Annotated in this window: 17 protein-coding genes and 1 pseudogene; 10 read left to right on the top strand and 8 right to left on the bottom strand. The window is 68.7% G+C overall.

The features are described 5' to 3' along the window. The first annotated feature begins 6 nt into the window (after nucleotides 1-6). The gene (locus tag Q9R02_RS00865; RefSeq protein ID WP_305994747.1) at nucleotides 7-978 is read left to right on the top strand and encodes an NAD-dependent epimerase/dehydratase family protein; all 972 of its coding nucleotides are present in this window, start codon (nucleotides 7-9) and stop codon (nucleotides 976-978) included. Between the two features lie 213 nt (nucleotides 979-1,191). On the opposite strand, the gene Q9R02_RS00860 is transcribed toward Q9R02_RS00865, so the two are convergent. Beyond that, the gene (locus tag Q9R02_RS00860) at nucleotides 1,192-1,803 is read right to left on the bottom strand and encodes a TetR/AcrR family transcriptional regulator (protein ID WP_305994746.1); all 612 of its coding nucleotides are present in this window, start codon (nucleotides 1,801-1,803) and stop codon (nucleotides 1,192-1,194) included. Between the two features lie 58 nt (nucleotides 1,804-1,861). On the opposite strand from Q9R02_RS00860, the gene Q9R02_RS00855 reads away from it, so the two are divergent. After that, the gene (locus Q9R02_RS00855; RefSeq protein WP_305994745.1) at nucleotides 1,862-2,812 is read left to right on the top strand and encodes an alpha/beta fold hydrolase; all 951 of its coding nucleotides are present in this window, start codon (nucleotides 1,862-1,864) and stop codon (nucleotides 2,810-2,812) included. A 22-nt stretch (nucleotides 2,813-2,834) separates the two neighbouring features. Here Q9R02_RS00855 and Q9R02_RS00850 read toward each other — a convergent pair whose 3' ends face one another. The 5 genes from Q9R02_RS00850 to Q9R02_RS00830 form a co-directional block, all read right to left on the bottom strand. Beyond that, entirely contained in the window at nucleotides 2,835-4,061 is a 1,227-nt protein-coding gene (locus Q9R02_RS00850) for a Dyp-type peroxidase (protein WP_305994744.1), read from the bottom strand. A gap of 79 nt (nucleotides 4,062-4,140) precedes the next feature. Further along, nucleotides 4,141-4,899, bottom strand: a complete 759-nt coding sequence (locus Q9R02_RS00845; RefSeq protein WP_305994743.1) for an EfeM/EfeO family lipoprotein — start codon at nucleotides 4,897-4,899, stop codon at nucleotides 4,141-4,143. A gap of 154 nt (nucleotides 4,900-5,053) precedes the next feature. After that, on the bottom strand, nucleotides 5,054-6,301 hold the full coding sequence (locus Q9R02_RS00840; RefSeq protein WP_305994742.1) for a PadR family transcriptional regulator: 1,248 nt from the start codon (nucleotides 6,299-6,301) through the stop codon (nucleotides 5,054-5,056). A 219-nt stretch (nucleotides 6,302-6,520) separates the two neighbouring features. After that, nucleotides 6,521-7,564, bottom strand: coding sequence for an iron ABC transporter substrate-binding protein (locus Q9R02_RS00835; protein ID WP_305994741.1), 1,044 nt, complete (start codon nucleotides 7,562-7,564; stop codon nucleotides 6,521-6,523). A 154-nt stretch (nucleotides 7,565-7,718) separates the two neighbouring features. After that, nucleotides 7,719-8,339 carry a TetR/AcrR family transcriptional regulator gene (locus Q9R02_RS00830; RefSeq protein WP_305994740.1) on the bottom strand — a complete coding sequence of 207 codons (621 nt, stop codon included), beginning with the start codon at nucleotides 8,337-8,339 and terminating at the stop codon, nucleotides 7,719-7,721. A 91-nt stretch (nucleotides 8,340-8,430) separates the two neighbouring features. On the opposite strand from Q9R02_RS00830, the gene Q9R02_RS00825 reads away from it, so the two are divergent. Beyond that, nucleotides 8,431-9,915 carry a purine-cytosine permease family protein gene (locus Q9R02_RS00825; RefSeq protein WP_305994739.1) on the top strand — a complete coding sequence of 495 codons (1,485 nt, stop codon included), beginning with the start codon at nucleotides 8,431-8,433 and terminating at the stop codon, nucleotides 9,913-9,915. Next, nucleotides 9,915-11,546 (top strand): annotated as a pseudogene (locus Q9R02_RS00820) (amidohydrolase); the annotation flags it as partial. The gene Q9R02_RS00825 and the pseudogene Q9R02_RS00820, both read left to right, overlap by 1 nt. A gap of 35 nt (nucleotides 11,547-11,581) precedes the next feature. Here Q9R02_RS00820 and Q9R02_RS00815 read toward each other — a convergent pair. Together Q9R02_RS00815 and Q9R02_RS00810 are read right to left on the bottom strand one after the other, a co-directional pair. Next, the gene (locus Q9R02_RS00815; RefSeq protein ID WP_305994738.1) at nucleotides 11,582-12,760 is read right to left on the bottom strand and encodes a serine hydrolase domain-containing protein; all 1,179 of its coding nucleotides are present in this window, start codon (nucleotides 12,758-12,760) and stop codon (nucleotides 11,582-11,584) included. Further along, on the bottom strand, nucleotides 12,757-14,385 hold the full coding sequence (locus Q9R02_RS00810; protein WP_305994737.1) for an amidohydrolase: 1,629 nt from the start codon (nucleotides 14,383-14,385) through the stop codon (nucleotides 12,757-12,759). The genes Q9R02_RS00815 and Q9R02_RS00810 overlap by 4 nt, the downstream gene beginning before the upstream one ends. Before the next feature lie 225 nt (nucleotides 14,386-14,610). Between Q9R02_RS00810 and Q9R02_RS00805 the strand changes: the two genes are divergently transcribed. From Q9R02_RS00805 to Q9R02_RS00780, 6 genes are all read left to right on the top strand, one after another. Continuing rightward, nucleotides 14,611-15,270, top strand: a complete 660-nt coding sequence (locus Q9R02_RS00805) for a GntR family transcriptional regulator (RefSeq protein ID WP_305994736.1) — start codon at nucleotides 14,611-14,613, stop codon at nucleotides 15,268-15,270. Nucleotides 15,271-15,301: 31 nt separating this feature from the next. Further along, nucleotides 15,302-16,096: a carbon-nitrogen family hydrolase gene (locus Q9R02_RS00800; RefSeq protein WP_305994735.1), complete on the top strand. Its 795-nt coding sequence runs from the start codon at nucleotides 15,302-15,304 to the stop codon at nucleotides 16,094-16,096. Nucleotides 16,097-16,167: 71 nt separating this feature from the next. Continuing rightward, the gene (locus Q9R02_RS00795; protein WP_305994734.1) at nucleotides 16,168-16,851 is read left to right on the top strand and encodes a DUF2848 family protein; all 684 of its coding nucleotides are present in this window, start codon (nucleotides 16,168-16,170) and stop codon (nucleotides 16,849-16,851) included. A 3-nt stretch (nucleotides 16,852-16,854) separates the two neighbouring features. Further along, nucleotides 16,855-18,360: a 4-hydroxyphenylacetate 3-hydroxylase family protein gene (locus tag Q9R02_RS00790; RefSeq protein ID WP_305994733.1), complete on the top strand. Its 1,506-nt coding sequence runs from the start codon at nucleotides 16,855-16,857 to the stop codon at nucleotides 18,358-18,360. A 3-nt stretch (nucleotides 18,361-18,363) separates the two neighbouring features. Further along, nucleotides 18,364-18,720, top strand: coding sequence for a cupin domain-containing protein (locus tag Q9R02_RS00785; RefSeq protein WP_305994732.1), 357 nt, complete (start codon nucleotides 18,364-18,366; stop codon nucleotides 18,718-18,720). Nucleotide 18,721: 1 nt separating this feature from the next. Then, on the top strand, nucleotides 18,722-19,243 hold the full coding sequence (locus Q9R02_RS00780) for a flavin reductase family protein (RefSeq protein WP_305994731.1): 522 nt from the start codon (nucleotides 18,722-18,724) through the stop codon (nucleotides 19,241-19,243). Nucleotides 19,244-19,392 lie beyond the last annotated feature (149 nt).

The raw sequence follows: 19,392 nt of genomic DNA, 5'->3' as shown, positions 1-19,392 counted from the left end.
GTCCCCATGAATGCTTCCACTGCCGGGACGGAGCACGCGGGGCCTTTCGCGACGCCAGGACTCCGGGTCCTCCTGCTCGGATCCACGGGATTCGTGGGGTGCCGAGTGGCTGCATCGCTCCTGGCTGCCGGCGGGATACGGCTCGTGACCATGTCACGGCGCACCCTCGAACCGCCCCCATTCCCACACGCTACCACCCTCGTCGGCGATCTCCGGGACCCCGGCGCCGTTGCGAACGCCCTGCACGGCGTCGACGTCGTCATCAATGCCGCCTCCTATGTGGGCCGCGACGCGGCCCTTGCCCGGGAGGTCAACGTGACCGGGACCAGGAACCTCCTGGCCGGATGCCGGAGCCTCGGCATCCGGCGCGTGATCCAGCTGAGCACCACGAGCGTCTACGGGAGCGGGCTGCACCGGGGCATCACGGAGGACGGCGCCGGCTATCATCCGCAGTCGGCGGCAAGTGCCGGCCGGGCGGTCGCCGAAGCCGAGGTCCTGGACTTCGGCGGCACCGTGGTGCGGCCCAATCTGGTGTTCGGCATCGGTGACCGGTGGGTGATCCCCGGCATCGTGCGGATGATGCGGGCCGGCCGCTGGCCGGGTGACGGATCCGCCCGTCTGTCCATGATCGACGTCGGCGCGCTCGGCCGGATCCTCGCCTCGCTCGCGCTGAGCGACCCCCTCCCAGGCAGGGCGTTCCACGCGGCGGCCTCCGGACCGACGGGCGTCACCGAGTTGCTGGCGGCCGTGGAGCGGGAGTTGGGTACGCCCCGGCCACGGTTCGAGGCGGGCAGCGAGGCGCCGGAGGCCAAGGCGGCGCTGAAGGCCGAAGGATTCAGCCCGCATCAGGTGGAACTGGTGACCCAGGACCACTGGTACTCCGTGAAGGCGCTCCGTGCAGCGCTCCCACAGGTGGACCTGGGTCCGCGGTTGCCGGACGCCGGGACGTGGCGGGCCTACCGGGATGCCGGGCTCTGACCGCCTCGTCACTACCCATTGAACCGGGCCATTAAACCGGGCGATCGGTTTGTTTAATCCATCGTCCGGGATTACACTGGACGGGTTGACATCGGCCGCCCCGCGCTGCCTCAGTCAGCGGAGCAGTGTTGGGGGGAGGTGCGGTCACCGGCCGCACCTCTGGCTTCTCCAGCAAGCCCTCCGGCGCGTCAGGCCGGCGCTCCAACCAGTACGTCAGACCAGAGCCCCCGTGACACGGACCAGCCAGGCCTCATAGTCTTCCGCCGGGCGGCCACGGTCCACCACCAGCTGCCGGTAGCCGTCCACGCTCGACACGGCCCACACCTCGTCCGCCACACGGCCCAGCGACGTCTCCGGAACGCCGAACACCTCCCGCAGCAGCCAGGCGATGTCCCCGTGACGGCGTTCCGCACCCCGCACCATCGCGTCCGCCAGCTTCCGGTCGGACTCCGCCGCAGCCGCACAGATCGCCAGCAGGCGCCAGCTCCGCTCGTGTGCGCGGCGCACGATCCGCGCGAAACGCTCCAGCCGACCACCCGGCCCGAGACCCTCCCAGGCCTCCAGCCTCCGGATGGGGAAGTCGCCGTCGTCCGCCACGCGGCCCACGATCACCTGAAGCAGCAACCCGGCCTTGGACCCGAAGACGGCGAAGACCGTGGCCTCGGACACGCCGGCCGCCTGAGCCACGGCCCGTCCGCTGGTGCCTGCGTATCCGTTCGCGAGGAAGAGCTCGGCCGCCGCGGCGAGAGTCCGGGTCCGGGTGGCCTCCGCCTGAGCCTGGCGGGCCTGAGAGACGTAGGAGCGGCCCTTGACGTTGTCAGCCATGAGGTTCACGATAGTTCATATTCGGTGAGTATCGCTCAGTGAATATAGAGGAGACGCCATGGACCGGCCCGGCAGCGCGGACTTCATGCACCTGCAGCGGCAGGCGCTGGCCTCCTACGGCGTTGAGGCGACGTCGCGGTACCTGACCCTGGGCTCGCCGCCCCTTCGCGCGCACGTCCTGGAGGCCGGGCGCGGCGGCAAGGCGGTGCTGCTGGTGCACGGCGGGAACAGCTCGTCGGCCTCGTGGCTCCCCCTGCTCCCTGGCCGGGTGGATCACTTCAGCCTCCACCTGGTGGACCGGCCCGGATGCGGGCTCACCGGGCCATTCGACTACCGCGGGGTGGATCTGAAGGCCCACGGCGCCGGATTCCTCAAGCACGTCTGCGACGGCCTCGGGCTCGGACCCGTCAGCATCGTGGGCAATTCGATGGGCGGGTACTTCGCCCTATGCCTGGCGCTGGCCCACCCTGAGTATGTGAAGAAGCTAGTCCTTCTCGGCGAACCCGCCGGCTCCTCCCCTACTGCGGGCCGGTTCCACCGGATGGTGGGCACGCGCGGGCTCAACTCCCTCCTCTACGCAACTGCGCTGCGGCCGCCGCACGACGCCGCCGGCGTCCGGGCCTCCTGGCGGAAGGCCCGGCTGGTCACCCACCCCGAACGCGTCCCGGAGGAATTGGGGGACTGTCTGGCCGCCGGGAGCCGGCTGCCGGGGGCCAGCCGGAGCTGGACCACCATGGTGGAACAGGTGTTCGTGCCACCAGGACGGGGCCTGATGGCCCGCGATCTGATCGCCACGTACGCTCTGCGCCCCGAGCTGTCCCGGATCACCGCACCGGCACTGTTTCTCTGGGGACGGCAGGACCCCCTGGGGCCGCCCGAGGCCGGCCAGGCACTGGCTTCACTCATGCCGCACGCCCGTCTCCAGGTGGTGGAGGACGCCGGGCATCTTCCCTGGATCGATCAGCCGGACGTGTGCACGGAGGCCGTCACCGCCTTCCTGACGGACTGAAGCCCGTCAGGAAGGCGGCCGCTCACGCGAAGAGCCCGCTGGCCAGGTGGTCGTTCTCATCCTTCACTCCGGGAAGCATGAGGAAATACCCGCCGCCGAAGGGTTCGATGTAATCCGTCATGGGCTCATCGGCCAGCCGGGTCTGGGTGGCCTCGAACTGCTCCTGGATGTTCTGCTGATAGGAGGCGAAGATCAGGCCGGCCTGCATATTGCCGTTGAGATCGACGCCCAGGTCGTAGTTGTAACCGCGGCGGAGCATCCGGGACCCGGACGTCTCCTTGGTGCGCGGATTGGCCAGGCGGATATGCGCGTCCAGCGGGATCTCATTCCCCTCCGGGTCATTGGCATAGTCCGGCTCGTCCGTCTCCTTGTCCTTGCCCAGGGGTGCGCCGGAGGCACGGTGCCGGCCGATCATGCCGTCCTGCTCCCCCAGGCCCACCCGGTCCCAGAATTCCACGAGCATGCGGATCAGGCGGACCACCAGGAACGTGCCGCCTTCGGTCCAGCCCGGCTGGCCGGAGTTCCCGTTGATCCACACCAGGCTCTCCGTGGAGGCCGGATTGACGATCCCGTCCTTATATCCGAAGAGGTTGCGGGGCGCCCCGTCCGGGCGCGGCTTGTTGTGGAAGCCGTTGATCTTCCAGGCCAGCTGCAATTGGCCACGGGTGGCCTTCATGATGTCGCGCAGAGCGTAGTGGACCGCATCCTGGGAGTCCGCGCAGATCTGGATCATGAGGTCTCCCCCCACCCAGGCGGCGTCGATCTGGTCCTTGGGGAACACCTTCATCTCCGTGAGCCCCTTGGGCTTGCGGGCCTTCAGGCCGAACTCCTCTCGGTCGAAGAGGCTGCCGGCCACCCCGAAGCTCAGGGAGATGTTCGCCGCGGGGACGTCCTCGCCCAGCACTCCGGAATTGACGGGAGGCGCCCCGTCCACGCCATTGAGTTCCTCCGTCGGCAGCGCCTGGTCATGACGGTGCCCTCCCGTGAGGATCCGCGCCTTGGTGGTCAGCCGCTGGAACAAGGTCTTCAGCTCGGCCCGGTTGTCCGCAATGACGGTGAAGGACGCGAAACAGGCGGACGCCTGCTGATCGGCGGGGCGGTAGACGCCGGCCTGGTTGTCCCCGTGGAAGGGCACGACGTCGGTCACGGCCGGGCTCTGTTCCTTCTGTTCCGGCGCGCAGGCCACCAGGAGGCCGCCGGCGGCGGTGGTCGCGGAGCCCATCAGGAAGGAGCGGCGTTCGAGATTCATGGGAGGTCTTTCGTCAGGTCATTCGTGGAGCGGGTGTCCGGCGAGGCCGGGCGGTCCGGCGAGGCCGGGCGGTCCGGCGTCAGTCGGTGGAGAAGAGTGCGGGCACCAGTGCGAGCGACTCGAGCACCCGGCCCAGCGCCCCGTTGATCCGCTGCCGCTGCAGGAGGGACAGCGAGCGATAGGGCGTCCAGGTACCGCCCGTGCGGGTCTGGTCGATGACCTTGAGCAGGGCGGCCAGCTGCTGGTCCAGAAGTGCGGGGAAACCGGCCTTGAGTCCTTGCAGGAGAGTGCGGAGGAGATCGAGGACCTCCTGGGTGGCCTCCACATCGGCGCGGGTCAGCGCGATCGCCATGCCGGACCCCTGGTCCCCGTTGCCGGAGAGGTGGTCCCGCTGGGAGTCCTCCAGGATCTCGTGCAGCCGCAGCGGCATGTCGGCCGGATCCGTGGACAGCCCGGGAAGCTTCGCCGCCAGGGCCTGAAGGTCCTTGGCCAGCTGGTCGATCGCCGGCAGAAGCTGCGGGGCGCCCTGGCCGTGCCACAGCCCGTACTCGATCCGGCGGAGTCCCTTGAACTCCGGATCGGCGGATCCGCCCTGAAGGCCACGGGAACCCGGGGCGATCGCATCGCCCAGTTCGCCGAAGCTTCCATAGGCGGCACCGACGCGCTGCCAGCACTGCTGCGCCTGAAGCCAGGCGCCCTGCGCACCGGGAGTGTCGGCGTTCGCGACGGCGGCGCGCAGCGTGCCGAGGTGGTTCCTCAGCTCGTCGAGCTGTCCCGAGACGTAGCTGTGGTAGGCGGCGATCGCGTCGGCCATCGTCGCGGCGGGCTTCTGGGGCATGCGGAGTCCAACTTCACTCGTGCCGGGAGGGCCCGGCGGGGCGCGGCGGGACCGTGACGATGTCCCGGGACCATCATGGAGGAAGGTATGCCTAACTTCCAAATTAGGTCACCCGCACATGCCCTAATAAGTCAGGCGATGAGGCCCGGCGGACTCAGGAGGCCCACACGGACCGCAGGGACGCCAGAACCTGCTCCACCGAAGCGGGCGCGAAGGGCTCCAGGATCTCCACGCGGAACCTTCTCAGGACCGGCAGCCGGCCAGGCCCTTCCTGCAGCGTCCACTCATGACGAGTCCGGGCGCGCATGGCCTGCCCGGCCTCCGCCAGGCCCTGCCAGGCGAATTCGAGCGTCACATGGACCCGGCCCGGGTCCCGCTCTTCGGCATGGAAGGCCGTGATCGAATGGGCCGCCTGGGCGACGGCGGTGGCCGTGGCGGCGAACCAGGCGCAGATGTCCTCCACACCGGAGATCCTCCGCCCATCCGAGGAACTGAGGGTGGTCTCCGCGTCGATGAGTTCGACGACGCACGCCGGGTCCATGCCCGGCGACTCGAGGAGGGCGCACCATTGGTGAGCGAAGGCCTCTGCACGGTGAGCCAGGCGGGCGGAGCGCCGCATGGAGTCCGGAGGGATCGCGTCGGCGATCATCAGATGCGCGGAGACCAGGGGGATGTGCGCCGACGCCGCCCTGAGCAGGGCCTGCCGCAGCTCGCCTTCCGGCGTCGTGGCTTCCGTTCGCAGGGCGGCGACCGGCAGCGGCTCCACCGGCCGGGCGGAGGCGGGGAGCGCATTGTCCCGGAAAATCCGCCGGGTACGCTCCCGATCCGAAACGAGCGCAGTGACGGTGTCCGGCCAGTCCCGGATGCTTCCGAGCACCCATTCGGCCCAGTCGGACATCAGACTGAAGTGGTCGATCATGTAGCGGTTGGCGAACGCGAAAACATGCGCCCGCTCCGGCTGACTTCCGCCGGCCGTGGCCAGGATGTACTCGGCGTGGGAGATGAAGAGGTCTCGCCGCTCACGGGCCTGTTCCGCGACGGTGGCCAAGGTGGCTCGCAGCTCGTCGACTCCGCCCTGATCCGCGAAGAGCAGCCGCACGAGTCCTTCGAACTCCATGGCCGCCGGCTGAATGTCGGTCCCGATCCAGGCCTTGAGCGCTTCCCGGCCCGCCGGCGTGATCGAGTAGACGGTGCGTTTGCGGCGCCCCACAGAGGTCTCCTGCCGAGCAGTGAGCAGGCCGCGCTGAGTGAGCCGCTTGGGCACGTCGTAGAGGTTCCGGTCGGCGCGGCGCCACACCTCGCCGATGCCTTTGCTGAACTGCTCCACCAGCTCGTAGGCCGACGCATCGTTCACACTGAGCACGCCGAGGACGAGGTATCCCGTCAAGGAGATATCGGCCATCAGAGCTCCCCTCCCGAGCTGGTTGCGCAGCACCGTCAGAGCCGTTCCCGGCAGCCCTTCTCATAGTGCATACCGCAGTATATTCCGAAGCCTGAGATCAAATACTGCATAGTGCACCATTGGGCGCTCCGGGAGTCAGTCCTCCTGGAGCACGCGAGAATGCTCAGGCAGACGCCGAGTCGCCGGAGAGGACCCCCGGGACTCGGCGTCAAGGACCCTTCAGAGCAGTCCGGCCTTGGTCATCAGGTCGTTGACCGCGGGGCTGTTGAGGGTGCCGGGGTCAACGCTCGGCGCCTGGAGCTGAGAAAGCGGCACCAGCTTGGGGTTCGCGGGGACACCGGAGCCCACCGTGTATTCGAAGGACTTGCCGTTCTCCAGGACCTGCTGACCGGTCTTGGAAGTGATGAATTTGAGGAACGCCTGGGCTTCCGCGGGATGTTTGCTCGAGGCAAGAACCGCTCCGCCGGAGACCGAGACGAAGGCACCCGGGTCCTGGTTCTTGAAGTAGTGCAGCTTCACGTTGTTGCTGTTCTCGCCCGTCGCCGCCTGGTCCACGAACGAGTAGTAGTGGTACAGGATGCCGGCCTCGATCTCACCCTTGTTGACCGCGGCGAGCACCGGAGTGTCGTCCTGGTAGGTCTTGGCGTTGTCCTTGATGCCTTTCAGCCACGCCAAGGTGGCGTCACTGCCCTTGAGCTGGTACATCGCGCTGACGATGGCCTGGAAGTCGGCTCCGGCGGTCGAAGCACCGATCTTGCCCTTCCAGGACGGACCGGACAGATCCATCAGGGACTTCGGCAGCTCCGGATCCTTCAGCTCATTTCCGTTGTACGCCAGCACGGTGGACCGTGCCGCGATGCCGGTCCAGTCCCCTGCCGCGGGCCGGTACCCCGCCGGAACCTGGTCCAAGGTCGATTGATCCAGCGTGGCCAGCAGATGCGCCTGCTCCACCTGGTCCATGGCGGGCGAGTTCTCGGTCAGGAACACGTCCGCAGGGGACGCCTTGCCCTCCTGGATGATCTGATTGCCCATCTCCAGGTCGTCACCATTGCGCTGGATGACCTTGATGCCGGTGGCCTGGGTGAACTCCGCGACCCAGGCCGAGGTCAGTTCGGCGTGCTGGGCGTTGTAAACGGTGATGGTGGTCCCGGCCACCGGAGTGGACGACGACGGCGCGGGGCCGCTTTGCATGGAACACCCACTGAGCGTGAGTGCGGCCAGGGAGGCTGCCGTGGACAGGGTCAGAAGTGCGCGGCGGGTCATCGTCGGGCCTTTCGGGGGGGATCGGCCTGGGTGGGCCAAGGCGGGGAGGAGCGGTGGAGCCGCTCCGGTGACGCTATCGCAGCGGAAGCCCGGCGGAGAATAGCAAAGGAAAAAGTTTCGTATTGCGACGGCTTGATGCCGCGCCGTCGTTCCCTCAGCCTTGCAGGGCCCCGGCCTGCAGGCCGAGCACGCGTTCGGCGGCGCGGGTCATCATGCCGTCCAGGCTCGGGTGCCAGAACCTGTCTGAGGCGTTGGCGTAGGACCCCATGCCGTCGATGACCACAAGGATCTCCAGGGTGGCCTGCATGGGGTCCTCGCAGTGGAAGGCGCCGGAGGCCACGCCGTCGCGGACCAGGTCCAGAAGACGGTCCCGCATGATGCCCTCCTGCTGCTCCACGGCGGCCTGAAGGCGGGGGCGGAAGCGGCTGGTATGCCGGGCGTTGAGCCAGAGCCGGCTGAGAGCGAGGTAGCCCTCCCCCTCGGAACGCCGGAAGAAGGTCCGGAGGCGTTCCAGGGGTGCTCCGGATGCCCTCGGCAGCAGGGTCTCCAGTTCGCCGAGAGCCGCGCGGGAGAACGCCTCGCTGACCATTTCCTCGGCGGATGGGAAGTAGTGACTGATGAGTCCGGGGCGGACGTCCAGCTCCTCCGCGACTCGCCGCACCGTGATGAGTTCCAGCCCTTCCCCCAGAGCGATCCGGGCCGCGGTCCGCAGGATCTCATCGCGCCGCTCGGCGGGGGCTTTCCGGGTCCGCGGGGCCGTGAGTCTTGACACCATGGCCTCCATCCTATTAGATGAGTCACGTTTATTGGACATGTGACCAATAGCACTGGAAAGACTCTCCCCGCCTCGATCCCGGAGGAAACGCATGGCTGTACTGGACAGCATCCCTGTCGCAATCGGCACCGGACAGGAGGGCGAGGACGCCCCCACGGTGACGGCCGCGGCGACCACGACCCTTGATTCCTCCGGCACTCTCGAAGCCCACGGCATCGGCTACATCCCGGAAGGTGAGCGTTACGGCAAGGCCCGTGGGCTCTTCGCCGTCTGGGCGGCGCCCAACGTCAGCTACCTGAGCCTGGTGGTGGGCTCGGCCCTGATCCTCATGGGGCTCAGCCTGGCGCAGGCCCTGTGGGTGATCGTGGCCGGCAATCTCTTCTGGGCGTTCACGGGAGTCATCGCGGTCAGCGGTCCCTCTGCCGGCACCACCGGATCCGTCATCACCCGCGCCATTTACGGCATCCGCGGCAACAAGGTGGTCCTCGTGCTCACGGGCTGGCTCATCGCGGCCGCCTACCTCGCACTCAACTGGTCGGCGGCGTCGGTGGCAGGGGTGGGGCTCGCCCAGCAGATGGGCCTGGGCGGCGGCGCGGTGCTCAGCGGCGTGGTCATCGTGGTCATCGCCGCAGCCACGATCGCCGTCGCCGTCTACGGGCACAACACCATCCTGCGGCTCTACGGCCCGCTCAGCGTCCTGCTCACGGTGGTGTTCGTGGTGCTCAGCGCCTTCATCCTGGCCAACACCGACTGGGGCTACCAGCCGCAGCAGCAGCTGGAAGGCGCGCCGCTGTGGGCCGCGCTGGCAGGCGGCTTCGTGATCATCGCCTCGGCTCCCCTGTCCTACAACAACAGCCCCGACCTCGCCCGGTACCTGCCCGGCGACACCCGGCCGTCCGCCGTCGCCGGCTGGACGTTCCTCGGCGGCTTCCTGCCGAGCGTCGTCTTCACCGCCATGGGAGCCTTCGCCGCCACCGCACTGGACATGAGCGACCCGGAGAAGGCCCTGGAAGGCATCATGCCCGGCTGGTTCGTTCCGGTGTTCGTGGTGGCGGTGGTCCTGAACACAGTCAGCAACAACGGGCTCACCGCGTACAGCGCAGGCCTGACCCTGCAGTCCATCGGCCTGCGCATCAGCCGGGTCTGGGGCGTGCTGGTGATCGGCATCCTCGGCACGGCCATGACGCTGTACTCGATCCTGGTTTTCGACTTCCTCACCAGCGTTCAGACGATGCTTGAACTCGTCACGGTGGTCACCGGCCCGGCCATGGCCGTCTTCGTCACGGACATCCTGATGCGCCGCAACCACTACGACGGCAAGCAGCTGCTGGACGAGAGCCGCGGCAGTGCCCATTGGTACGACGGCGGCGTCAACTGGGCGGGCATCGCCGCCATGGTGGTCGGCGGCCTGGTGGCGACACTCTTCGTGTCCACCAGCTTCTGGACCGGCCCCTGGGCCGAGGCGGCCGGCGGTGCCAGCCTCGCCATCCCGGCCGGCATGGCCGTGGCAGCCGCGGTCTACTTCCTGGTGGGCCGTACCAGCCGCTTCGGACTCTTCCGGGAGGTCTGCGCCTGATGCCGGACGTGACAGCACACCTCGCCGACGCGCTCTTCCGCGTCGCGGCCGTGGAGAACTTCGACGATGCGGTGAACGCCGACGACGGCGCGGCGACCTCGCATCGCCACACCCCGGACCCGCTGGGGGTCACTGTCGCCGTCCGGGACGGCCGCGTGCTGGCGGTCGGGGCGGATGCGGACGCCCTGGCCGGCCCGGGCACCCGGGTGCACGAGTTCCCGGGGGCCACGCTCGTCCCAGGCCTGGTGGACGCGCACAGCCACCCCGTCTGGGGCTCGATCGAGCAGGGCCAGGGCGCGGACCTCGGCGGCGCCACCACGCTGGAGGAGGTCCTGGATCTCCTGGCCGAGCACCCGCTCAAGGCCGGGGAAACCTGGATCACGGGCTACGGCCTGGATCTCAACGTCTTCCCCGGCACCCCGGAAGGGCGGTTCCTCGGCGCACGGTTCCCGGACACGGCCGTCTCCCTGCTGACCGCCGATGCGCACAGCCTGATCATCAGCCCGCGCGCCGTGGAGGTGGTGGGACTGACGGGAGCCGAGTCATTCGATGACAAATCCTCCGTGGAGCTGGCCGAGGACGGCCACCCGAGCGGCTACATCCTGGAACTCCAGGCCATGGACCTGGTGTTCGAACACTATCCGGTGCTGCCGCTGGAGGAATCCGCGGAATACGTCAAGACACAGCTGGAGAAGTTCGCTTCGCAGGGCCTGACCGGGCTCCACGCCCTGGACTTCGGCGAGCCCGGCGAGGACGTCTACCGCTGGATCGAGGAGCAGGGAGAGCTCCCCGTGCGGCTGCGCTGCTCACCGCTGATCCCCGCGGATTCCGGGCCCGAGGCCTGGGCGGAGGCCGCGTCCCTCATGGGCCGCGGTGGCCGGCGCTGGGTGGTGGAAGGCGTGAAGTTCATGCTGGACGGGACAGCGGACAACGGCACCGCCTGGTTCGAGCAGGAGGACTGCCACGGAGAGAACCGGGATGCCCTGTGGCGCGACCCGCGGGCGTTCAGCGCCGCCATCGCGTTCTTCACCGCCCGGGGCATCCCCACCGCCACGCACGCCATCGGCGACCGTGCCGTGCGGCACGCCCTGGACGCCATCGAAGCGGCCGGGCCGGCATCGGGCGGTCCGCACCGCATCGAACACCTCGAGTCCATTCCGGACGGACTGCTGCCGCGCTTCGCGGAGCTCGGCGTCGTGGCGAGCCTGCAGCCCAGCCACGGCGCACGTCTGACCGACGCCGGCGGCGAGGACAACTGGTCGCGCCGCATCGGCACGGACCGCGCGGCCCACGGCTGGCGGACCCGCGACCTGCTCGACGCCGGCGCCGTGGTGGCGCTCGGTTCGGACTGGCCGATCGGCCCGGGCGACCCGCGGGTGGGACTCGCCGATGCCCAGCTGCGCCGACCCGTGGAGGACCCGACGGTCCGGCCCGTCCAGGCCGAGCAGGCTCTCAATGTGCGCCAGGCGTACCGCGGCATGACCCGCGCGGCCGCCTTCGCAGGGGGCCGGCAGGCGCGCGCGGGCCGGGTGGAGGTGGGGATGACCGCCGACTTCACCGTCTTCGCGGCCAACCCGGTGGACCTCAGCCCGGAGGAGCAGGCGGACAATCCGGTGCTCGCCACGGTGCTGGAGGGAGAGCTCAGCTTCCGGGCGGCGCCGGCCCGTCAGCCATCCAGCTCGCGCGCGATCGCTTCAAAGAGCGCCACGGTTGACTGGCCTTTCCCGGGGTCCACGGGAAGTGCGGTGCTGGAGAATTTCACGCCGACCAGGCCGGCACTGCGATCGATGTAGACCATCTGACCGTGAATGCCCAGGCACAGCGCCACATCTTGGCGTTCTGAAGGGAACCAGAACTGACTCCGGTAACGCCCGCCGGGGAATGAGGCGCCTTCGGGTCCGGCGGCGAACGCCTCGGCCGCGTCCTCGCCGCCTTCGAAGATGTCCTGCACCCACTCCTCGGAGAGCACCCGCTCGCCTGTCAGCGAGCGGCCGCCATCACGGATCATGGCGCCGAAGCAGGCGAGATCCCGCAGCGTGGCGCAGATGCCGCCGTCGAACATTCCCTGGCCGGCCGCATCCGCCGTGATGTAGGCGTCGTGAGCGGATCCGACACGGGACCACAGCACCTCGGAGGCGAGCTCCGGGAACGGGCGGCCGGACACCGCCTCGCACAGCCAGCCAAGCACATCGGTCTCGCAGCTGCGGTACTGGAAGTAGCCGCCGTGCGGACGATCCGCTTCCAGTCCCGCCAGGAACTCGCGGAGGGTTCCCGGGCCGCCGGGCAGCGGAGGAGCCCAGCCCACGGCGGCATCCAGTCCACGCACTTCGGACTGCGGATCGAGGTAGTCCTCGGAGAAGCGGACTCCGCTGCGCATGTCCAGGACCTGGCGCACGGTCGCGTCCCCATAGCCGGAGCCCCGGAGCGCTGGAATCCACTCCCCGATCCTCTGACCCAGGCCAACACGTCCGTCATCGACCAAGGTGCTGAGCACCGAAGAAACCAGGGACTTGCTGACGGACATGAGCAGATGAGGGCTGCTCGCGCTCATCCCGGCGCGGTACTCCTCCGCCAGAATCCTGTTCCCGTGGAGCAGGAGCCAGGCATCGGTGTCCGTGGCATCAAGAATGTCCGTCACAGTGCTGGACACCCCTCCGGGCATCGCGACCGGGAGCTTGTGAACGTCCATGGGGTCCGTCACCAGCTCCGCCGCCGGGCCCCGAGCGCCGATGGCGCGAACGGGGAACAGCGAATCCATGTGCTGGAAAGACCATCGGAGGTTTTCCGGTTCCTGCCAGCTCGACAGGTCCAGACCCTCTGGCCGCGGGGTGTTTTCGATGCTCATGCGACGTCGAAGGCCGTGCGTCCGGACACCACGGTGCGGAGGACTTTCGCGCTCAGGAGCGATTCGTCGCCCAGTGCGAACGGATCGATGTCCACGACGGCGAAGTCCGCCGCGTACCCTGCGGAGAGCCTGCCGTGCGTCAGCCCATCGCCTGCTGAGGCAGCAGCGTCCCGCGTGGCGTGTCCGATGGCCCTCAGCAGCGGTACTGCGAGCTCCGGCTGGACGGCTTCGTAGGACGGATCCAGAGCGGACTTGCGGGTGGTGGCCACATACATGTTCGGCAGAGCGGCATGCGGAGCGGTGGGCGCATCCGTGGAGAACGCCAGCAGCGCTCCGGCCTCCTCGTACTCCGGCCAGGCGAAGCCACGCTCCACGCGATCATCCCCCAGCATCGCGTCCCAGTTCGCGCGGACGGCGGCGTCCGTGTGCACCGGCTGCATCGATGCGGTGACGCCCAGCGCCGCGAGCCGCTGCGCCGTCCCGGGAGCCGCGTACTCCAGGTGCTCCACCCGGTGGCGGCGGGGACGGTCGCCGTTGACCTCCATGGCGTGCTCGACGGCGGCCAGCGCGATATCGCTGGCCGCGTCGCCGATCGCATGCAGTGCGGCCTGCAGGCCGGCGGCGTCGGCCGCGGCCAAGGCTGGCTTCAGCCGCTCCAGAGGCCAGATGGCCTCGGCATCGCGTCCGTCAGCATAGGGACGGCGCATGGCGGCGGTGCAGGCATCGATGACACCGTCGATGATGAACTTGACGCCGACCACGCGGAGCGACGGATGGCTCAGCCGTTCCGCGTGCTCGGCGGCCCGCCGCACCTGAGCGAGATTTGCCGCGTCGTCGCCGGTGTTCTCGATGAACCAGTGTGCCGCGACCCGGATCGGAAGCTCGCCTCCATGACGTTCCAGCGCCCGCTCGAGCGTGGCGAGGCCCACTTCGTCCATGGCCATGTCCACGGCCCCGGTGACCCCGGCCGCGAGGTAGGCCTCGAAGGTCCGGTCGATGGCGGCGTCGCGCTCGGAGTCACTGCTCGCCTCGGCCAGCAGTGTCCACACGTGCTGCTGGGCCGCCGTTTCGAAAAGCATGCCGGTGGGCTCACCGTCCGCGTTCCGTTCGATGCGCCCACCGATCGGATCGGGGGTGTCCCGCGTGATCCCGAGTTCGGCCAATGCCGCGGAGTTCACCCAGCAGGAGTGGAGATCGTTGGCGTCCAGATAGACCGGAACATCGGCGACGACGGCGTCGATCATGGCGGCCGTCGGCTCACCGCCGGGGACCGAATCGAAGAGCCAGCCGCGGCCGAGCAGACGCGCGGCGTCCGGGGTGGCGGCGCGCGCCTGCGCCAGGCGAAGCTGGATCTCCTCCAGGCTCCGGGCACTCGTCAGTTCGACCTTCCCCAGCGCTTCGCCGGTCATGAGCAGGTGCGTATGGGCGTCCACGAAACCCGGCAGCACCAGACGACCGCCCAGATCCTCGTGCTCCGCCTCCGGGCCGGCTGCCTCCCGGGCTCCCGCAAGGCCGCCGGCGTAGGTGATCACGCCCGCCTCGACCACAAGCGCCTCGGCCCAGTCGTCACCGTCACCCCCGTTCGCGGTGAAGATCCTGGCGTTATGGAAGAGGGTGGGAGCCATGCGTGAACCTCCGGGCAGACGATGATCGCCATCGATCATTAAGTGAAAGTAATTCACTATAACTCTATGACGCAGCTCACCCCTCCCTCAAGACCCTGGGGTGGCCGGCTTGCTCGCCGAGGTTCGGGATGACCTGTAGACAAGTTGTATACCGATCGTCTACAGTGTGAGTGTCGCCACAACCACGGCGCCGACCCGAGACCGCAACGCACTAGGCTGGCCATCATGTCGATCTATCACAAGCCCGCACCGACGGCGCCTGAAATCGCTTATGAATGGCTGCGCCGGGAGATCTCCGCCCTGCCCTGGGACCAGGAGATCTTCCTCAGTGAGTCGGCCATCGCAGAGGCCGCCGGGGTCTCCCGAACTCCGGTGAGGGAAGCACTGCTTCGCCTGGAGGCATCCGGACTCATCCGCCGGGTGGCTCACAAGGGGGCTTTCGTCCCCGCCCTGACCGGGCGGGACATCGACGACATGGTGGAAGTCAGGCGGGTGATCGGAGACTGGGCCGTCCGCAAGGTGTCCCAGGGACCGGTCCCCGTGGAGGAGCTCCAGGAGCTCCTGAACCGCCAGGCGGAAGCACTCCAGGACCCGGTCGCCTTCATCGAGGCGGACGTCCTGTTCCACCAGCGCATCGTGAGCGCCGCCGGCAATCCGATCTTCGCCTCCGTCTACGAGGCGCAGCGCTTCAAGCAGCTCCGCATGGGCCTCAGGGCGGTGGTCGGCAGCGAAGAGCGCAGCCGGCGCGTCCTGGACGAGCACCAGACGATCGTCGAGGCGCTGCAGACCGGCGACCCGGACAAAGCCTCCGCGGCGTCACTGGCCCACCTGAACTCGACCCTCACCGCCCTTCACATACCCCACCGTCCCGGCCCGTCGAGCTGACAGGCCGCCGCAGACCCACCCAGGAGCATCAATGGAGATCTCGCTGATCCAGCTGTCCAGCCCGGACACCGAGAGCCAGGCGCAGCGCATCGACCGCGCCGAGAGCCTGATCCGCGCCCAGGACGGGGCGGACCTCATCGTCCTTCCCGAGCTCTGGAGCGCCGGATACTTCCACTTCGATGAGTACCCGGACCTCGCGGAAGACCTTCACGGCCCCACGGTGGCCATGTGCTCCGCAGTGGCCCGGGAACTCGAAACCCATGTGCACCTGGGCAGCATCGTCGAGCGCACGGATTCCGGGGCGCTCCGGAACACCTCGCTCCTCCTGGGCCCGGATGGCGCGATCGTCCACCGGTACTCCAAGATCCACGTCTTCGGCTACCAGTCCTTGGAAGCCGAGCTCCTGACCCCCGGCGACAGCCTGCCCGTCGCCGTAACCCCCTTCGGGACCGTCGCAGGCATCACCTGCTACGACCTCCGCTTCCCCGGCCTCTGGTCCGAGCTGAGCACTCGCGGCGCCGGGATCGTCGTGGTTCCCGCCGCCTGGCCTGCCGCCCGCCGGGAACACTGGAGGCTCCTGACGTCGGCCCGCGCCGTCGAACACCAGATGTTCGTCCTGGCCTGCAACGCCGCGGGCGTGCAGGAAGGCGTGGAACTCGGCGGCACCAGCCGCGTCGTGGACCCCGCCGGCCGCCTCCTGGCCGAAGCCGGACCGCAGGAGGAGATCCTCCGCGTCACCATCGACCCCTCTCAGGTGGACACCGTCCGCCGGGAATTCCCCGTCATCACGGACCGCCTGGCCGACTACGCCTCGCTGAACCACTGACGGAGCCGGCCCCTCTGCCGGGCCGGACGAACCACCCAGACCCACCCGATCCCCGATCGAACGGAACCTCCATGCCCCATGCCCTCAGCTTTGCCGTGTCCGGAACCGGCGAGCGGATCGAACTGACCGAGTTCACCGCCGTCGTCGCCGGCTACACGGGGCGCGACGCCGCCGCAGTGCAGCACCACATCGACGAACTCGCCGCCATCGGCGTCGCCCCGCCGCCCGAAGTCCCCATGTTCTACCCGGTCGCCCCGGAGAGCGTGAGTACCTCCGCGGCCTTCCACGTGACCGGCGCGGAGACCTCGGGAGAGATCGAGCCGCTCTACATCCGCCATGCGGGCCGGTACTACCTCGGCATCGCCTCGGACCATACCGACCGCCGGCTGGAGACGGTGGACATCGGGGATTCCAAGAAGGCCTGCCCCAAGCCGGTGGCCGGAACCGTGATCCCGGTCGACGATCTCGCCGCGCTCTCCCTGGACGAGTGCACCGCCCGCAGCTGGGTGGACGGCGAGCTCTACCAGGAAGGAACGCTGTCCAACCTCCGGACCCCGGCCGACGTCGTCGGACTCTTCCTGCAGCGCAGGCAGCCCGGCGACGGAGACTTCGTCTGCCTGGGCGGCACCTTGCCGCTGCTGGGCGGCACCTTCGTCTACGGAACCGAGTGGACGCTGGAACTCAGCCTCCCGGACGGCTCCAGCATCAGCCATCAGTACACCACCTCCCCGTCCACCACTTCCGAAGGAGCCTGAACCATGAGGACCGGAGCCGAGTACATCTCATCCCTCAACGACGGCCGTACCGTCCTGATCGACGGCCAGGCCGTCCGCGATGTCGCCGGGCATCCCGCGTTCAGCAAGGTCGTCCAGACCGTCGGAGAACTCTTCGACATCGCCGCGGACCCCGCCAACGGCATGCAGTACCACAGCCCGGAGATCGACGGCCCGGCCAACCGGGTGTTCAGCATCCCGCGCACGTCGGAGGACATGAAGGCGCGCCGCGCCGCCGTAGAACGCTGGGCGAAGCACACCCACGGCTGGGTGGGCCGGAGCCCCGATCACGTGGGCACCTTCTTCGCGGCCTTCGCCGCGCACCCCGAGGTCTTCGCGCACGACGAGCGCGACTTCGCGGGCAACCTGACGCGCTACTACGAGCGCATCCTGCGCGAGAACCTCTACGTCTCCTACGCCATCATCCCGCCGCAGTATTCACGGGCGACGACGGCGTCCGGCTGGGAGGGCGACAACATCCAGGTCGGCGTGGTCGGGGAGACCGAGGAGGGCCTGATCGTCCGCGGTTCGCAGATGCTCGCCACCGGCGGCGCCATCAGCGACGAAGTGTTCGTGACGTGCATCAAGCCGCTCGGCCCGGACGATGTGGACTTCGCCGTCTCCTTCGCCCTGCCGGCCGCGACCGAGGGTCTGAAGTTCCTCTGCCGCCGCCCCTACGCGACGAGCGCCACGAGCGAGTTCGACTACCCGCTCACCAGCCGCTACGACGAGCCGGACGCCCTGGTCATCTTCGACGACGTGCTGGTGCCGTGGGACCGCGTGTTCATCGACCGCGACGTGGAGAAACTGCGCCGCCAGTTCTTCGACACGGGCGCGCACGCCCTGGGCAATTGGCAGGCCCAGACCCGCCTGACGGTCAAGCTGCAGTTCATCGCCGCCGTGGCCCGCAAGATCGCGGCCGTCAACGGCACCGACCGCATCCCCGGCGTCCAGGAGCGTCTGGGCGAGCTGGCCGCCGTCGTCTCCTCCGTGGAGTCGGCGCTGCTGGCCGCGGAGTACAGCGCCTCCCCCGACGCCGACGGGATGATGGTCCCGGGCAAGCGGGCCTTGTACGGCATCATGGGCCTGCAGTCCGAGACGTACCCGCGCGTCATCCAGATCCTGCGCGATCTGGCCGGCGGAGGCGTTCTGCAGCTGCCCTCCGGCGTGGCGGACATGAAGAGCGAGGTCACCGCGGCGGACGTGGAGAAGTACGTGGCGTCCCCGAACGTCAGCAGCGAGGAACGGATCAAGCTGTTCCGGCTCGCCTGGGACATCATCGGCACCGAATTCGCCGGCCGTCACCAGCAGTACGAGCTGTTCTACGCCGGTGCACCGTTCGTGGTGAAGGGCGTCTACACCTACCGCAACTTCGGGTTTGAGTTGCACGTGGCGGAGCTGGACGAGTTCCTGGCCGGCTACACCGTCGATGGACGAACGGCCGGATCCCCGGCCCTGGAGGCGCTGGTGGGCGCCGGAGAGGAGGCCTGAACCATGGCCAAGCCTGAATTCGAGTTCGGACCCGTGGACCGGGTGGAATTCACCGACTGCACTCCGCACATCGAGGGACTGTCCGAGGCGATCCTGGCGCGGGATGACAGCAGTGACGCCGTCACCCGCATCTTGAAGTTCGAGCCCGGCACCGACACCTCGCCGAACGGGGCGCTCCGTCACGACTTCTGGGAAGAGGTGTTCATCTTCTCCGGCTCGTTCCGGGACCTGCGCCTGAACCAGGTTTTCAAGGCCGGGGACTGGGCCACCCGCCCGCCGGGCATGGAGCACGGGCCGTGGGTCTCCGAGGAGGGCGCCCGGATGTTCGAGGTCCGCTACTACCCGCGGGAAGAGGCCTGAGGTGGCTCCCCCGGCCTTCGTCACCCCGGATTCCTCGGACATGCGGCGGACGCTGGGCCGCTTCCTGACCGGCGTGGCCGTGGTGACGGCCGAACACGACGGCGAGAAGGTCGGAATGACCATCAGCTCGCTGACGTCCATCAGCCTGGAACCGCCCATCCTCATGGTGTCGTTGAACTTCGGCACGCGCACGGGGGACGCCCTGACGGGCAGCGGGCGGTTCGGGGTCTCCATCCTGGGTGCCAAGCAGGAAGGAGTCGGCCGGCAGTTCGCCGTCCGCGGGGGCAGGCGCTTCGAGGACGGGGTCTTCGATCTCACCCCGGGCGGCCTGCCGGTGGTCGCGGGAGCCCTCTCCCAGGCCGAATGCGAGGTGGTGCAGAGCATCACGGTGGGAGACCATCAGGTCTTCTTCGGTGAGGTGAAGTCCGCCCGGTACCGCGACGGCGAACCGCTGGCGTTCTACTCAGGAAAGTTCGGCGCGTTCCGCGACTTCAACCACGACGCGGTGCCCTGGTTCTACTGAGCGGACGCGGCGTCCCACCCGCCCCGAGAGGCCCCGACCCTTCGGTCGCGGGCCTCTCAGTCGTGCCCCGAATTCCCCGGAATACGGCCAGAATCCCCGTATTGGCAACGGAATGACCCGTCCGAAAATCGCTGGAAATTTTCTGGCCC

Source organism: Arthrobacter horti (assembly GCF_030731045.1).
Lineage (GTDB): Bacteria > Actinomycetota > Actinomycetes > Actinomycetales > Micrococcaceae > Arthrobacter_E > Arthrobacter_E nanjingensis.
The sequence above is the reverse complement of the archived record's forward strand: the minus strand, read 5'-3'. Positions and strand labels throughout refer to the sequence as shown.